11 protein-coding genes are annotated in these 17,007 nt (G+C 53.7%); 1 reads left to right on the top strand and 10 read right to left on the bottom strand.

The window, feature by feature from the left end; translation table 11 throughout:
- Positions 1-20 precede the first annotated feature (20 nt).
- From AB4Z33_RS05040 to AB4Z33_RS04995, 10 genes are all read right to left on the bottom strand, one after another.
- Positions 21-914 (bottom strand): carbohydrate ABC transporter permease, encoded by an 894-nt coding sequence (locus AB4Z33_RS05040; protein ID WP_442048876.1) that lies wholly within the window; start codon positions 912-914, stop codon positions 21-23.
- Positions 915-930: 16 nt separating this feature from the next.
- Positions 931-1,842: an ABC transporter permease gene (locus AB4Z33_RS05035; protein ID WP_442048875.1), complete on the bottom strand. Its 912-nt coding sequence runs from the start codon at positions 1,840-1,842 to the stop codon at positions 931-933.
- On the bottom strand, positions 1,839-4,928 hold the full coding sequence (locus AB4Z33_RS05030; protein ID WP_442048874.1) for an alpha-mannosidase: 3,090 nt from the start codon (positions 4,926-4,928) through the stop codon (positions 1,839-1,841). Before AB4Z33_RS05030 ends, AB4Z33_RS05035 begins: the two co-directional genes overlap by 4 nt.
- 25 nt (positions 4,929-4,953) lie before the next feature.
- Positions 4,954-7,146: a hypothetical protein gene (locus AB4Z33_RS05025; RefSeq protein WP_442048873.1), complete on the bottom strand. Its 2,193-nt coding sequence runs from the start codon at positions 7,144-7,146 to the stop codon at positions 4,954-4,956.
- Between the two features lie 452 nt (positions 7,147-7,598).
- Entirely contained in the window at positions 7,599-8,747 is a 1,149-nt protein-coding gene (locus AB4Z33_RS05020; protein ID WP_442048872.1) for a GntR family transcriptional regulator, read from the bottom strand.
- Positions 8,748-8,872: 125 nt separating this feature from the next.
- Positions 8,873-10,936 carry a GxGYxYP domain-containing protein gene (locus tag AB4Z33_RS05015; RefSeq protein ID WP_442048871.1) on the bottom strand — a complete coding sequence of 688 codons (2,064 nt, stop codon included), beginning with the start codon at positions 10,934-10,936 and terminating at the stop codon, positions 8,873-8,875.
- Positions 10,937-11,215: 279 nt separating this feature from the next.
- Entirely contained in the window at positions 11,216-12,697 is a 1,482-nt protein-coding gene (locus tag AB4Z33_RS05010; RefSeq protein WP_442048870.1) for a sulfatase, read from the bottom strand.
- A gap of 7 nt (positions 12,698-12,704) precedes the next feature.
- On the bottom strand, positions 12,705-13,574 hold the full coding sequence (locus tag AB4Z33_RS05005) for a carbohydrate ABC transporter permease (protein ID WP_442048869.1): 870 nt from the start codon (positions 13,572-13,574) through the stop codon (positions 12,705-12,707).
- 6 nt (positions 13,575-13,580) lie between these two features.
- The gene (locus AB4Z33_RS05000; RefSeq protein WP_442048868.1) at positions 13,581-14,453 is read right to left on the bottom strand and encodes a carbohydrate ABC transporter permease; all 873 of its coding nucleotides are present in this window, start codon (positions 14,451-14,453) and stop codon (positions 13,581-13,583) included.
- A complete protein-coding gene (locus tag AB4Z33_RS04995) occupies positions 14,450-15,751 on the bottom strand; it encodes an ABC transporter substrate-binding protein (RefSeq protein ID WP_442048867.1) in 1,302 nt (433 codons plus the stop codon). Before AB4Z33_RS04995 ends, AB4Z33_RS05000 begins: the two co-directional genes overlap by 4 nt.
- A 210-nt stretch (positions 15,752-15,961) precedes the next feature.
- Between AB4Z33_RS04995 and AB4Z33_RS04990 the strand changes: the two genes are divergently transcribed.
- Positions 15,962-16,915, top strand: a complete 954-nt coding sequence (locus tag AB4Z33_RS04990) for a helix-turn-helix domain-containing protein (RefSeq protein ID WP_442048866.1) — start codon at positions 15,962-15,964, stop codon at positions 16,913-16,915.
- Positions 16,916-17,007 lie beyond the last annotated feature (92 nt).

Genomic DNA, 17,007 nt, shown 5'->3' with positions numbered 1-17,007 from the left:
TAAAGTCCTCGAGGGAACCCTTATCCTTTGACAGAGCCGATCATGACGCCTTTGACGAAAAAACGCTGAAGGAAGGGATATACGCACAAGATCGGAAAAACCGTAATGACAAGCAAAGCCATTCGCAGCGATTCAGGTGTCGAACCTTGCACGCCGGTATTAACCGTCTGCCCGCCCTGCTGCGCTGCCCGTTGCGCCGATGACGAGAACGCTTCCGCTTGCGTCAGCATTTCCTGGAGCATCGTTTGCACCGGGATCAAGTTTTTATTCGACACATAGTAGGCGCCCGAAAACCAGTCGTTCCAATGGGACACCCCGATAAACAAAGAGATTGTCGCAAGCACCGGACCGGACAGCGGCAAAATAATGCGGGCGAATATTTGGAAATCGCCATAACCGTCAATGCGGGCCGATTCCTCCAGCTCCTCGGGTATGCCTTGAAGGAAGGTGCGGAGAATGACGATGTGCATAAAGCTGAACAGCATCGGAATGACGTACACCCAGAAGGTGTTGATCAGATGAAGCTTCTGCAGCGTAATGAAAAACGGAATGAACCCCGCGCTGAAGATGGTCGGCAGAAAAATGTAGAAGGAAAAAAACGATCTGCCCGGCAACGCTTTTTTGGATAAGGCGTACGCCATCAGCGTGCTAAGTCCCACATGCAGGAAGGTGCCGATCAGCGTGCGCAGCAGGGTGATTTTGTACGCTTGCCAAATACGGGCATTCTCGAAAACTTCCGCATAATTGTCCAGCGTCCACTTGCGCGGGAGAAAGTACAAGGAGCCCATCATCGAATCTTTCCCGTCGTTCAACGAATACGCCAAAATATAAATAAACGGGTATACCATCGAAAATCCTATCAACGCAAGCACCACATAATTCAGTATCGTAAAAACGGAAAATCGGCGTTTCATCCAATCACTTCCTTTTTTAGAAAAGAGATACGTCGCTCACTTTACGGGCGATTCGGTTCACCGTCACAATGARAATCAAGCCAATCAAGCTTTGGAACAATCCGACCGCGGCCGCGTAACTCAATCGGCCTTCGCCAATGCCGGAAGTAATGACATGAACATCAAGCACGCTGCCGATGCTGGCCGTAGGCGGGCCGCTCAGAAGCAGCAATTGCTCGTATCCGGCGCTCATCAGGCTTCCGATCGACAGAATAAACAGAATGATGGCGATATTGCGAACGCCCGGCAGCGTCACATGCCAGATTTGGCGGAAGCGGTTAGCACCGTCGATTTTGGCCGCTTCGTACTGTTGCTGATCAATGCCCGCAATTGCGGCCATATAGATGATCGAATTCCATCCGATGTTCTTCCACACGTCCGAGCCGACGATTACTTGGTAGAACCAGTTCGGATTGTATAAGAACTGAATATGCTCGATGCCAAACAGGGACAGAAGCTCGTTAACGGGTCCTCCGTAAGGCGATAAAAGCCGCTGCATCAACGTAACCACCACTATCCAAGATACAAAATACGGTAGATACGAAAGCGTTTGCACGACTTTTTTGAATTTAAGCCTACGCACCTCGTTGAGCATAATGGCGAGCAGAATCGGCATCGGGAAGCCGATTGCCAGCTTCAGAAAGCTGATCAAGATGGTGTTGCGGATAATCTCCTCCGACTTGTAATAATCGAAAAACTGTTGAAAGTATTTCATCCCAGCCCAAGGACTGCCCGTAAATCCGCCCGAAAACGTGTAATCGCGGAAAGCCACTTGAATGCCGAATAGCGGAACGTAGGAAAAGATGAAAAACCAGATCAGCCCCGGCAGCAGGAACAGATAAAAAACTTTGTGCTTCCAAATTCGTTTCCAAAGAAAAGAAGCCGTCATACGCCTCCCCCTCGCTTAGCCGTCCCAGCTGGAACCGTTAATCTGAGCGTTATAATTTCAAACGGAGCAAACGTCAATCGAATCTCGTTCCCTTCGATCGGCATCGCTTCGAGCTTATTTTCCATCAGATCGGCCTGCCACGCTTCCCGTGCCTCGCATCCGAGGCGAAGCGCCGTATGAACGCGGGTGCCCGCCGTTTCGTAAAGCCGGACAATTAGATCGTCTCCGTCCTCGGCTTGTTTCACCGCTTCCACCATGACATTCGGATGATCGAGACTTAGGAAGGCGAACGTCTCCGCAAGCGCCTCCGCCGCGCTGCCTTCCGGAACGGCAACAACCTGCAGCGGAACATTAAGCTCGTAACCTCGCTTATACACCTCCGCCTGTATATGGTCGCCCGGATGCGGATACAGCGAATACGTAAACGTATGCTCTGCCCGGTCAGCCTCGGGATCCGGATAGGAGGGGCTGCGCAGCAAGTTCAAATCAAGCACGCCGCCTTCTGCCCTATGCCCGTATTTGCAATCATTCAGCAGCGCGACGCCGTAATCCGGCTCCGACAGATCAATCCAATGATGCGCGCAAATTTCGTCTTTTGCATAATCCCACATCGTGTTCCGATGCGTCGGCCGCTTCAAATAACCGAATTGAATGTCGCAACTGACGACATCCGTACGGATGTTCACCGGGAACGAAGTGCGCAGCATCTTGCCCGATTCCTGCCAATCGACATGGGTGACGAAATCGATTCTACGGGTGCCCTGAGTTAGCAATACCCGCTGCGTCAGGCGAGATTCTCCGATTCGGTAACGTTGGACAAGACCTGCCGTCGGTCCATCCATGAACGAAGCGGCATCCTCCAGTTGAAGCGTCTTGCCTCCCGTCATCCGGTAATCCTGACGGAAGTCCCATGCATCCCCATCGTCGCTAAATACGCGCAATTCGTTTGCTTTTCCGCCCGCCTGCACGATTTCGCGCCGATACTCTTTATCGTAAATGGATACGATTGAGCCATCCTGCGAGAAGGTCAGCAGGAGCAGTTCGTTTTCCAGACAATGTCCCTCCGTCGCCACGCAGGGCTCTTGAGCGGCCGTTGGTGATTCCGCAGCGGCGGCTGTTTCCGCCATGACCGCGGATGTGTCCTCAGGCTCCGCCAGCGCAAATCCCATCGGCGGTACGGACACGCGCATCCATCGTCCGTCTTCCTTCACCCACTCTTCCCGCCTCCAGGGCAAGGAATTAAATACGGCTAGCGGCTTGATTGCAGGCGACTGCGCCGGCGGCATCCGAAGGGCGATTGCACCGTATGCATCCGCAATCATCAAATCGACGCGTTCCTGCAGCAACGCATACCGTTCCAGTGATTCGTCGTATACCCGCTTGATCGAAGAGCCCGGCAATATATCATGGAACTGGTACAGCAGCACTTCCTTCCATATATCCTCGAGCGCCTCGGCCGGATATGGGTATTCGCAAAGCGTCCCGGCAAGCGAAGCCGCGAACTCCAGCTCCCTCAGCGCCTTCTCCAGCTTCCGGTTGTACCGTTTGTTCCGCGCTTGACTTGTCAGCGTGCCTTGATGCTTCTCGAGATACAGCTCGCCTCTCCAGGTTTGGTAGCGCTCAACGTTTTGCTCCAGCTTCTCGAAAAAGACCGAAGAAGGCGTCTGAACGACCGGACTTAATCCCAGCAAGTTCTTCTCGCGCGACAGACGCTCGAGATGCTCTTCGCCGGGGCCGCCTCCGCCGTCGCCGATTCCGAACAACATCAGGCAATGCTCCGACACGTTTTTGTCTAGATAGTCCGTCTCCGCTTTCACAATGGAACGCGGCGCGGCCGGGCTGTTGTAAGTATCTTCGGGCGGCATATGCATCAGCACTTGGGAACCGTCGATCCCTTCCCACATGAACGTATGGTGCGGATGCCGGTTATAGGAGCTCCATGACAGCTTCTGCGTCATCATGAAATCGACGCCCGCTTTTTTCAGCAATTGCGGTAAGCTGGCGGTATAACCGAACACGTCGGGCATCCACAACGATTTCATTTCCTGACCGAATTCCTGTTGGAAAAACCGTTTGCCGTACAGCAGCTGCCGAACAAGCGACTCGCCGCCCGGAACGTTCGTATCCGCTTCGACCCACATCGCGCCTTGCGGTTCCCAACGTCCTTCATTCACGCGCTGAACGATTTCCTCATAAAGCTTCGGATAATTACGCTTCATCCAATCGTATAGCTGCGGCTGGCTCGCTCCGAATACGTAGTCGGGATAACGCTCCAGCATCCGAAGCGCCGTCGAGAATGTTCTCGCCCCCTTGCGGATCGTCTCCCGGATCGGCCACAACCACGCCAGATCGATATGCGCGTGGCCAACGGCGTGTATCGTCAGCACGGGATCGCCTCCCCGCTTCGCCAGTTGCTCGCGAAGGATGCCGCTCGCGCGGGAAATCCGTTCATCCGTCAACTCGGTCATAAGCAGTGAAACCTCGTACAGAGCCTGCAGAATACGCTCCTTCCTCGCCGAACCGGCCGGCAGCCGCTCCGCCGTTTCCAGCAGCACTTCCCCGTCGTAATACAGTCCCCTGAGGTTTTCGCGGCATATGGCGATCACCGCCTCCTTAAGCGTGCCGCTGCGATACCGTCCGAACAAATCGTTGCAGCCCGCATCGCCCCATACTTCGATCGTTTCCGATCCTGTCGACGCTTCGCTCACATGGACGACCCGCTTGCCCGGCAGGCCAAGCGTATAATCGAACTCCGAATTGATATTGGTCAGTCCTTGTCTCGGCGAACCCTCTTCGTCGACCAGACAAAGCTCGCCGTTGACGTCAATCAGCAGCACAACCTTGGCCCCTTTGGCCGATTCGGGAACTTCGCCTGCGAAGCGAAACCATGCGCAATCCCACAAACCTCCCCATCGATCTCCCGGGAACAGCTCTATCCACCGACCAGACATACGTTCTTCATAAGGTACCGGCTCCGAGGTGACCCAAGCCGTGACGCACAGCTCTTCCAGCGGAGTATAGATCCGTTCCTTCCAGTCTTCCAGCATCGCTTTCAGCCGCTCCGGCTTTACCGTTTCGTATGGCATATCATGTCTCCTTTTCGGCTAATGTTCAGCTTTCCCAACTGACGTTCACCACGACGTCCGTATCGCTGCAATGCTCGTACCTTAGCAGCACCGTCGACGACGGCGCGTCCCATTCGAACGGAATGGGATCGTTGCTGCCTCCGCTGAGGCGCATTGCCGACAGAGGCTCCCGCGGGCTATAAAATCTTGCCGCCGCCATGATCCCCTCCGGACCTTTCGGCTGAAACGAGAATCCCGCTCCGCTCTGCTCTAGCGATTCGATACGCGAGGAAGCGGCTATGCACCCAACGCTGCCATCTGCCGGCCTTCCCCTCTCCAAGTCGAACAGGAAAGCTTGCTCTCCTGGCGCAATCCGCATCTCCTGCCGCACCGGCAGGAGCGGTTCGAACAAATCGACGACGGGGCCCGGAATCGCGACTAGCGAGTCCAAGGACGACTCGTCAATTGCTGCCGCAATAATGTATGGTCCGCGCCGCAGCGTGAAATCGTGTTTCGGCTGCCAGCGGCATGCCGGATCTCCAAGCGCTTCCATCGCCTCTCTTACGATTGCGCGCAAGGCATTCGCGCCTTCGACGGATGCGGCGCATTCATCCGGTGCGACCGGAAGATAGGCGACAACGCCTTTGCCGGAGCGGTAAAGCCCGCTTCCCGAATCAGCCTTTACATCAAGCTGCTCGAACAAATGCCCGCGGGGGGATGCGTAGCTGAGGCCGTCTTCGTTCCACCATGCGCGGATACCGTGATAAGGATCGGCGTCATCGCCGACATATACGAGTACGCCTCCGTTTCTGACCCAGCCGGCCAAGGCAAAATGGAGATCCGGATATTCCGGCTTCATAAATTCGTAGCTGAGCAATAACACTCGGTAGCCGTTCAAATACCGGGCGAACCTCCGCACGTTGTCGAGCTGGACCGGCCGAACCGGAATGCCGTGCTTGAGCAGGGGCAGCGCCAATCCGTAGAACGGGGAGAAGTCCAGCAGCTCCGTATCACCGTCCTTCTCGAACCCTTCCGGATCGGTGCCGTCATATTTGCCAGAACTGGCAGAAGACGCTTCATCCATCTTCATTCGCTGGAACATCGACGAATCGGCTATCAATACACCGATACGGGACTCTGTCTGCTCCGCCCCGTCCGGCGGCTGCTCCATATTGCCGAGCGTGTGCATGACTTGCAGCAGCAGCGTCGCATAATCCGGCGGTATCGTTGTTTTCCCGCTGCCGTCCTCCGAAGGATATTTCCCTTCAAAGATTCGCCTCGGCCACGGGGAAACCTCGTAGCGGGAAACCTCGGGATGCAGCAGCGAAGCGGTTACCGTCCGCTTATAATTTTGTTCGTAATCTTCCCAGGTGTGGTTCGGATTGTCTTCGATCGGATCATGCAGAAACCACATGCGCCTTCCGGTTCCCCTTACCAGCTCCTGCATAATTCCGTATTCCAGATAAGCGGTTTCAAAAGTCCGTTCTTTACGCACACCTTGATATACATTGGGCGTCCGCGCCGTTCCCGTCCAAATCTGGGCGATATAACCGTCTACGGAAGGCAGATCGATCAGTCCCGATTCCGGGCTGACGATTCTCCATTGCGTGTAGTTGATCAAGCTATGGGTCGGCACATAAAAGCGCAAGTCGCGGCCATATGCGGTGAGGGCGTAGTCCTTCATCTCCGTGCACAGCCGGTCCAGGCTGCGCGTATACAGATGCGCCTTCAGCTTCGAAGCTCTGAACTGCGCATCCGGAGACGAATGCGGAGCGGACCATGGCTCTCGGTAATAAAGCCTCCATTCCCGCTTGAACGCTTCGGAATAACCTCCGTCCACCCAAAATTCCGGCTCTTCCAGATGAATGGCCTCGACGCCAGCCTCTACCGCAATCCGTATTTGTTTAGCTAAAAAATTCGTATAAGCAAGCGTCGGCACCATGTAGGGAACATCTGGCGTGTCCCCGTGGATGATCCGCTCACCGTTCCGGTTGGTCTGAGCTTCGTCCCAATGGTCGCGCCCGTCGACAAGGCCGTTCAAGTAGTCCTGATACTCGCCCCATGCCACTCCYGTCATCAAATGGACGATATAACCCCGTTCCTTCCACTGGCGAATCCGCTCGGGCATCGTATCGTCGATTCCGTACACCATCACAAAATCCGTCTGCAAATCATAGGAAGCCCGATAAGGGGCCGATTCCTGAAATCCGGTTTTTTCTTCCCTTCGATCTCTGGTCATATGCAAGTCCTCCTTGCCTGATGGATGCATGCCGCATCGGATTTTCCAAAGACTGTATTTCTCCACCACAGTATAACTTCACATTTGTATATATTCAATATATTTTTGAATATTCTTTTTAGTACCTTTTGAAAGGACCTATTCGCCTTAGCGGCGATCCTATCGACATCAGATGGCTATAGGAGCATATTCCCTGTATTTACGCCGGTTTCAGTTACTTTTGAACCACAGAAAAAACAAAGAAAAATAGCGTTAACTCGATCATTTTGTCGAATAACGCTACAAATTTCACATATATATTCAATATATCAATTAAAGCTGCTTAATAGACTGCTAGACTCCTTCCTAAGACTCAATCAAAAGCTGTCATATAAAAAAAAGCTCGCCCCTTAGGCAGTGTGTTCCTGCCTTGAGACGAGCCTTCATTTGGTTTGGCTGCCATAGTCCGATGGTCACACAGGCTTAAATGGACCTGTCGAATGACGGACAATGAGTTCCGGTTTGATTAAAATTTTGCTATATTTACTTCGCGGCTCGTCGCCGGAGCGGATGCGTCCAAGCAGCAGCTCCGCCGCCTTATAGCCGATTTCGTGTTCGAATTGCTTGACATGCGTAAAGGCGGTGACCCCTTCCATTATGGCGGTGGAATCGTCAAACGTAATGATCGACAAATCCGCCGGCACGTTCAGGCCGGCTTGCTCGGCCATTTGGTAAATATGGGCCCCTAGTCTGCCGTTAAGCGTAATATAGGCGGTCGCCATCCGGTTTTTCACATATCTGAACAAAGGATGAGTCTGGACCTCGTCCTGCGTACTTAAGCTGAACTCGGTTATGATATGCGCGGGATTAATGAGCGCCCCTTTATTTTTGAGCGCGTTCATGTACCCGTCGATTCTTTCTTGCACCGTAACCGTCTGCAGGGGCGAGTCGGAGCAGATCGCGATTTGGCGATGGCCCTGCTCCCACAAATAATCTACGGCAAGCTGAGTGCCCATTCTGCCGTCCGACGCGATATAATCCGTCTCCACGCCGGGCAGGAACCGGTCGATCAGCACGAACGGAAAGCCGCTTAGCTTCATACTCAATATTTCTTCGTTATATTGCTCCTCGTCCACCGGGAATATGAGCAGCCCGTCGACGCCGAACTCCTTAAATAGTTTGATCGCCTGCTTCTCCTGCTCCAGCACGCCGTCCGACAGCTGGATCACGGACTGATACCCGCGCTCCCGCAGCCCTTTCTGGATGCCTTCGATCAAACGAATGGAAAAATAATCGTCAATCGACGGCATCACGAGCCCGATCAGCTTCCTCGCAGTTCCGCCTTCCCGCTCGTCAACACGCCGCTCCGGGAAGGATATCGGCTCGGACGAATCCAGCTTTACTTTGTTGACGAAGCTGCCTCTGCCCGGCACACGGGAAATCGAGCCTTCATTAACCAAGCCGGCTAAAGCATTCACAACCGTAATTTTGCTCACATTAAAAAGCTCCATTAGTTCCTTCTCCGTCGGAATGCGATCGCCGTGCTTGAGGCCCGAGGTATGGATCAGCTCTTTAATGTAATCCTGGACTTGCTGGTATAAAGGCAATCTTTCATTTTTCATTGGCTCACCAAAATTTCCCGTATATTTGTTATGTTATATATAATATATCCTTTCGTTTGCTATTTCAAGAAAAACGATGGAGAGGACGACCGGAATGTCCGGCGTCCTCTCTTGTTATGACAAGCTTACGGCTTAACGGGCAATCCGTAGGCGCTGCGAATCAACGAGAAATATTGATCGGCGCGAACAGCAGCGAATTCGGGTCCGAGCGATGCTTGCAGCTCGGCGATATCCGATGGAGTCAGGCTCCATGCAAGCAGCCCCAACGAAACGAACTTAGGAGATTTGCCGTCCCAACCGGCTTTGGCGTTGTCCAGAATCGTTTTTCCGTCCTGCGCCGTGCTGATGCCTTGAATCGTTGATACGGGAAGCTTGCCGCCGAGCAGCTCGACGCCATAATGGTCTTCCCAGCTCAGGAACATCCCAGCGGGGTTGTATTCCTTCATGTATGCCGCCGCGTGGGCATCGTCCAGCGGCACGTTTTGGCTGTCGATCCGATTCAGGACGTAAGGGATAGTCATTCCCGTTTTCTCCATATACGAATTCGACTGCTTCAAGAAAGCGGAGAACGATTGCGCCGGCCAAGCATTCGGGTAGAAATAGCCGGCACCGGACGGTCCCGCGATGATCTGATCATTTGCCGTTGCCGTTTCGTTGAAGTAGTTCAACATCGCCGGCGCCGCATCATAGAGCAGCGGGCTGGACGTCCAGTTGAGCGGCACTTTGCCGCGGCTCGGATCATCCCACAATATCCGCATGCGATGTTGGTTGTATTGGAAGTTGTCGCCTTCGCTAAACGTATAGGTTACGTAAATTTTATTTTCGAGCTTCGGCGTCTTTACTGCGGCAGGCTTCGGCTTATTCGCTTTCGTGCCCGAGAATACAGTCAAATTGCTGAACCAGTCCGCAGCCAGCACGTAAACGCCGTGGTTCGAAGTAATCTCGACGCCGCTGAACTCGCCGTCGACGTCGTTGCTGAACCAACCTAGATAAGGCGTGCCCGGCTTCACATCGGACAATATTTTTTCGAAGAGCTCCCGTTGCTCCGGAATATTGGAATCCAGCCAGAATACCATCGCTTTATTGGCTACCGCGTAATCGCGGAGATAGCCGTATGGCTCCTTCTGTTCGGAGGAAACGGGCTGAACGCTGCTGACGGACACCTTGTATTGGTTCCACATTTCGACCGAAGCGGTCAACTGCTTGGCGCCGGCCGGCGGCGTAAACTTGTAGATGAAATAGCGGCCGTTGTCGGCAAAGCGATGCCCGCCTTGCCCCTCGGACACCTGCGATCCGTCCCTGTCGTACAGGAACGCCTCTTCCTCCGCAGTACCCGCAGTGAATTGGGCGATCGTCTCTCCGTCCGCTTTCACCGTCACTTCGTGCACGGCAGCTCCCCAGCCGTCCTGCGTGAACGCATCGCCGAACCGGAGATACACATCCGAGTCGCCAAGACTGTCGCTCAGGTCAAAGTCGTACACTTTTTTGTTTGCTCCATCTCTTTCCTGCGTTGTATCCTGCCCAAGCAAGGTGAACAAATCTTCCTGATTGTCCGGCAGCCTGATCGAGGTTTGAGGGCTCAATCCCACGATCATTCGTTTGGTCGTTTGACTCCACAAGTTTTCGTACTGCCAGGTGTACGCATCCAGACGATCTTTGAATTTGCCTTGCAGATCGTCCAGAACCTTCAAGTTGTACGGCGCGGCCTGCAGCTTTTTCGCCAGATCCGGACTTGCGACAACCGCTCCCTTCAAGCCAGCCAGCGTCGTCGCCACGTTGACGGAATCCGGGATTTTCGGGTCATAGACGATAACTCCGTTTATTTCCTTGGCATACGTCCGTACGATTTGCCAATAGTCGTCCCTAACCTTATACTTCACGTCCAGATCATTCAGCCAAGTAAACTTGCCCTCTTCTTTGTTCTCCAGCAAATAAACGCGCGGCTCTACCCGATTAACGATGCCTTGCAAGGTTGCCAGCATCAGCTTAATATCGCCGGGAGCGTCGTAAATATCCGCTACATCAAGTTCTTTTACCTTCGAGAAGCTCGGAAGCGCTTGCTCAGTCGGCCAGGATATCGTGCTCTCCCGCGTCTTTTCTTTGTCGCCCGCAGCCGATGCAACTGCACCCATCGTCATCGATAGGGTACAAACGATCGCAAGCCCGATAACCGTACACTTTCGCAGCATTAGATACACCTCGGTTAAATGATTTTATGGAGAACGACGTTGGAATGCGACTTCCCTTCCCCTCCTTTTGCGGCAGAATCCGTTCCGTTCTCGCAAGTATATATTTAATATATTCATAATACCTTTGCAATCCATTCTACAAAACCTCTTATCGTATGACATCAATTTGAGACGATGGTTGCAGTTCGTATGGATGATGGCATGGTTATATTTTCCTGCAGCATGCAAAAAAAGAGAGGCAACGGATCTACCGTCCCTCTCCTGCCTGATATGAAGCTTTTAGTCGTCTTCCGCTTTGATCCCAAGGCGCTCGTATTGCTCGACCGGCGCTTCGTTCTCTTTCATGAGCTTCTTCAAATGAGCAACCATCCGTGCTTCGATCTCCGCATCTTCCAGCGGCTGGACTTGCTGCGGATCCTTCGCGACATCGTACAGCAGCGTGCCGTAGTCGTGCAGATTCCCGTAGGTTCGAGCCGGGATCTTAAGCGGTTTGACGCCTTTCGTGAAAGCAAAGGGTTCCGCCAGTTCCAACTGCTGCAGCTCGCTCGTATGGAACCGGCTGCGCATATGGGTCGGCATTAACGTATAGTCGTACAACGGTCCGTTTTCTTTGGCAGCCGCCGACCTCATATATACGTAGCGTCCGTCCGTCACGTTGACATGCCCGCCGTGAATGCCGAATAGCGCCGCCTCCCGAACCGGTTCGTCCCTCTCGATCGTACCTCGCAGCGGCTTGCCTTGCATATCCTTCGGCAGGTCTACTTGGAAGAAGTCGAGCAGCGTCGCCGGAAGATCGATCGTTTGCACCAAGCTAGCCCTTCGCTCGCCCTTCACCCCGCTTCGAGGATCCCAGATGAACATCGGCGTATGCGCCACTTCATTATAGAACGGCTGCACGCATTTCGCCCATTGATCATGCTCGCCAAGCAGGAATCCGTGGTCCGTGTTCACGATCAGCAGCGTATCCTCCCACAAATCGAGACGGTCCAACGTATCCAGCACTTTCCCCAAATAATGATCGCACATCGTTAACAAGGCGGCGTATTCGAGGCGCATATGCTCCACGTCCTCCGCCGACTCCGTGACCGGACCGTACACGGGCCAATCGGCAAGCCGTCCTTCGTACTCATGAGCGTAGAGCTTCTTGAATTCCTCCGGGCTGAAGAAAGGTTCATGCGGATCGAACGTCTCGATTTGGAGAAACCAATGGTCCTCCTTATGATTCAGCTCGATGAATTCCAAGCCCCCGGCGAACGTCTGCGCCTGGGGAAATTGATCGGTCTCCACGATATATTTGCGGTTAATCTGGTCATGACGGAACATTTTGCGAGCGATCGGGTGAAGCTTCTCCAGATTAAGGCCGTCCGGATGGCGAACCTGGCCCTTCCATGGGTCCCCTTCTTGACCGCGTATCAGCTCGAAAGACTGGTAACGCGGATGATACGTCCCGCCGCCGTCCTCCCAATAATGCTGATGGTCGGTAATCAAATGGGTATACACGCCCGCTTCTCCCAGCTTCTCGATGGCGGAATCGTCGAAGGGCTCCAGCGGCCCCCAGCTGCGATGCAGGAAGTTATGCCTTCCTGTATGCAGCTCCCTACGGGCCGGCATGCAGGGCATGCTCCCTACGTAGCTGTTGTCGAACACGACCGTTCGTTCGGCCAACCGTTTGAAGTTGGGCGTCCGAATCCAATCCGGTCCGCCGTAAGGGGATAACATATGCCGGTTCAACGTATCGAACATAACCATAATGGCTTTCATTAATTGCTCATCCTTTCACACTAGATGCCATAACGCTGCGAATGAACTGCTTTTGGAACACGAAGAACATGACGATGATCGGCAGCGATACGAGCAAGGAAGCCGCCATCAACAGATTGTATTGAACCCCGTGTTCGCCCCGGAACACTTGCAGGCCGAGCTGAAGCGTACGCATAGACTCGCTGTTCGTGTAAATTAACGGATGGAAGAAGTCATTCCAGACGCTGACGAATTTGAATATGCCGAGCGTCGCGACCAGCGGGCCGCTCTGCGGCAAGTAGATCGCAAAAAACAACCGAAGATAACCCGCCCCGTCGATATAAGCCGCCTCGTCGAGCGCCTTCGGGAACTGCAAGTAAAATTGGCGCGCCATAAAGATGCCGAACGCTCCCGCGAGCTCCGGCACGATCAAGGCGTAGTAGCTGTCCAGCCATCCGTTGCCTCCGGCGCCGAGCCAATCATTGCCCCCAAACAACGGGATCGACTTCATGATCAGAAACTGCGGAATAATGACGACCTGCGCCGGAACCATCATCCCGGCGAGCATCATCAGAAAGATCTGCACATTGCCCTTGAATGCAATGCGGGCGAATGTGAAGCCGGCGAGCGCGTTGATCAGCAGGCTTCCGGCCACGACGGCGATCGTGACGACTGCGGAATTTTTGAAATAAGTCGGCCAATCCCCCCTCTGCAGCGCCTTCGCGTAATTGTCCCAATGCCAAGCATCGGGAAGGAGATTCACCGCGCCAAGCGCAAACTCCGCATCGCCCTTCATCGAGGTGAAGAAAGCGATGAGCAGCGGCAGGACGGTGATCGCGGATATCAAGACGAGAACGGCGTACGCCGAGCTTTGTTCTATTTTAGTAAGTCTCATCATTCACCTCTATTCGGTCGACGCGTTGCGACTGCCCACGACGTATTGGATAACCGTCACGACGAACGTAGCGCCGAGAAGAAATACGGCCATTGCGGATGCGTAGCCCATTTTGTACTCCTGAAAGCTTGCCCCTACGATTTGAGTAACGACCGTCGTGCTGGAATTCGCGGGTCCGCCTCCCGTCAACACGAAGACAAGGTCGAACACCTGAAACGAACGAATCGTAGCCGTAATGAACAGGAATAGCGTCATCGGCTTCAGCAGCGGGACCGTAATATGCCAGAACTTGCGCAAGGCCGACGCCCCGTCCAGACTGGCCGCTTCGTACAGGCTTTCGGAAATGCTCTGGATGCCGGCGAGAAAAATAATCATGGCATAGCCGATTCCGACCCAAATGCCGATCAGAATGACGGAACCGAGCGAAGTGTTCGGATCCTGCAGCCAGTTCCGGCCTTCCAATCCGATCAGCTTCAGAAAACCGTTGATCGGGCCTTGGCGCGGATCGAGCAGCCATAGCCAAGTCATCGCTACCGCTACGGACGAGATGACTCCAGGCAAATACAGAAGCGCGCGAAATACGGCGAGTCCCCGAAGCTTCATGGCCAGCAGATTGGCTAGAACGAGACCGATGACCATGCTCGGAACGACCGTGCCGATCCAATACAGAGCCGTGTTTTTGATCGCCCGATGGAATATTTCATCTCCCCACAGACGTTCGAAGTTTTTGAAGCCGATCCATTCCGGAGCATTCAGCATCGTATAATTCGTGAAGCTTAAATAAAGCACCCATAGAATCGGCAGCAAAATAAATATCGCGAACAGGACGACGCTTGGCGTAATAAGCAGGTAAGGTATGAAACGGTTTAACCCCCTGTTCATTGTCCAGCGATCTCCTCCCTCGCTAGCTCCGCGTTCGCTTTCAGCGCTTCCTCCACAGGACGTATGCCGTTATACGATTCTTCCAGCGCGAGGCGCAAATATTTAACGTTGATCGCCCAATTGCCGGAAGCGCCGTACCCTCTGGCATCGTTCAATGCTTCAAATGCTGCCGCGTAAGCAGGTCCAAGCTTCGTGTAATCGCCCTTCAACGATTGAAGCGGCGGGATCGCGCCCGTCTTCGTCGTAAACTCCAGCACGTTCGCTCCCTCGAACCAGAATTGAATGAACTCCCAAGCCGCTTGCGGGTGCTTCGTCTTCTGAGCGGCCGTCAAGAACGTGCCGAGCATGAGAGCCGTCCGCTTCCCTTCCGGACCTTCCGGCGGCAGCGCCCATCCGATGTTCTCTTCCCCGACCGTCTTTCTCAGCTCCGCTGCGCCTTGCGCGGATGTGAACGATAATGCGGCTAGGCTGTTCTGGAACGGCGTACCGTTTAATTGCTGCTGACTGGACGGAATAATCGCCCCTGCCTTATACAAATCCACCATCTTCTGCACCAGCCCCACCGATGCCGGTGAATCGAAAGTCGGATTGCCTTCCGCATCATAGAAGTCTTCGCCGAGCAGAAGCAGCAGCGACAAGTAGGACTGCTCCCCGTTGCTCGTTTGAATATCGATGCCGCCGCGTACGGTTTGGCCGTTCTCCACGACTTTGAGCTTATCCGCGAATTCGAAAATCTCGTCGAACGTCTTCGGCGGACTCTCGGGATCGAGACCGGCTTCCTTGAAGAAATCTTTGCGCCAAACAAGCGKACGAATTTCCGGGAGAAGAAGACCGTATTGTCCGCCTTCGTATTGGCCTGCCTCAAGAATATCCGGGAAGAAATCGTTCTCGCCCGCCCACTGGGCTTCTTGAATATATGGCGTCAAGTTCAAGTATTTGCCTTGATTCACCGTCGAGATGAGTTGACCGAAGCCTAGCCCGTGAACGTCCGGCTGCAAGCCTCCCGAATAAGCGACGGTCAATTTCTGAAAGTAATCCGCCCAAGGAATGAACGTCGGTTCGACATGGATATCGGGATGGCCTTGCTCGAACTTCGCAATGAGCTCATTGACCGCTCCCGTCAAAATCTCGTCCGTACCCGGGTACCAAAACTTCAAAGTGACTTTCTCTTCTTTCGTCGTTGCACCGGAACCGGCGTTGTTCGCGCCGTTCTCCGTGTCGTCTGCTCCCGACGAGCATGCCGATAAAATGGATGTTGCCGTTAGCACTGTTGCAAGTGCGACCGTTATTTTTTTCACCTAGGCTTCCCCCTGCCAATAAAATGTTGAGACAAGCAGCTTGCCATCCGGTTAACCGGTCTGAAATACAAGTTGGTTATTCCTACTGGAATACTTGCCTTTATGCTTATCAATGTTTAGTATTATAGCATCGAGAGCTCGGCGCGTATTTATCAGAAATGAAGATAAATGTTTCAAAAATGCAGATTTTGAAATTCGGGGGTGGCGGACATGAACAACTTTATGGAATTCAGCAATCAAAGCTCGCTTGATCATGCCAACATCAACATTCGGTGGTTGAAAGAATGGAAGCTAACGGATGTCCATCACCGGCACCTGTTCATCTTTCCGTATACCGCCTTCTGGATCGTATTGTCCGGTACGGCGACGATCGAGCTGAATCACGCTCTCTATACGCTGAAGCCTGGCGATATCGTGTCGATTCCGTCTAAGTCGGCGCAATCGTGGAAGGAGGTTGGGCATGGGGAGCCGTTCTGCTACTTGTCTCTTGCGTGCGAGGCTACAATCGGGGTCATCGATCTCATCCGTTCCTATCGCTTCCCACACGTCGTGTCCGATATGCCGCAAGGAGAAATCTATCGGCTCGTCGCCGACTGGAGAAGCTTGGCGGAAGAATACAACGATTTCATTCAGCTGTTCGACGATAAAGACGTCAAGTCCATGGAGAAAGGGTTCGGCGAGCATTTTCCGATGTTCATGCTGAATACGGACCAGACGATCCGGCATTTGCGGATTCGGGCGAAGGGCACATTGTGGGTTCAACAGCTGTTCCAAACGCTGCGGCCACGGCTGCCGGATTCCCCCGTCGACTTCGATAACCGGGTGTTCGAGGTATGCGACTATGTGGAACAACGTCTGCACGAGCCGCCGACGCTCGACGAGATGGCCGCTTTCGTCTCGCTCAGCAAGGAGCAGCTTCGCACGCTTTTTCAAGCGACCTACGGCATCTCGCCCGTCAAATACGTCCGGCATGTCCGCCTGCAGCGAGCGCGGGACTTGCTTATGCTGACCTCCTATCCCGTGAAGGAGATCGCGAGAATGATCGGTTACCCGGATCAGCACCACTTCTCCAGGGCATTCCAACAGGACGAGAGGTTATCTCCCCAGGGGTACAGAAAGAGATTTCTTCAGAGGAGCAAAGGCGAGAAAACACAGTATGAATAAGCGGTTGTCTCAAAAAGCGCTCGCATAACAGCGTATCCCATTTTTCATACGAATTGACCTCAAGAAGGTCGATGGTGAACGTTGTATTGCGG

The organism is Paenibacillus sp. 2TAB19, from assembly GCF_052115185.1.
Taxonomy (GTDB): Bacteria; Bacillota; Bacilli; order Paenibacillales; family Paenibacillaceae; genus Pristimantibacillus.
The sequence above is the reverse complement of the archived record's forward strand: the minus strand, read 5'-3'. Positions and strand labels throughout refer to the sequence as shown.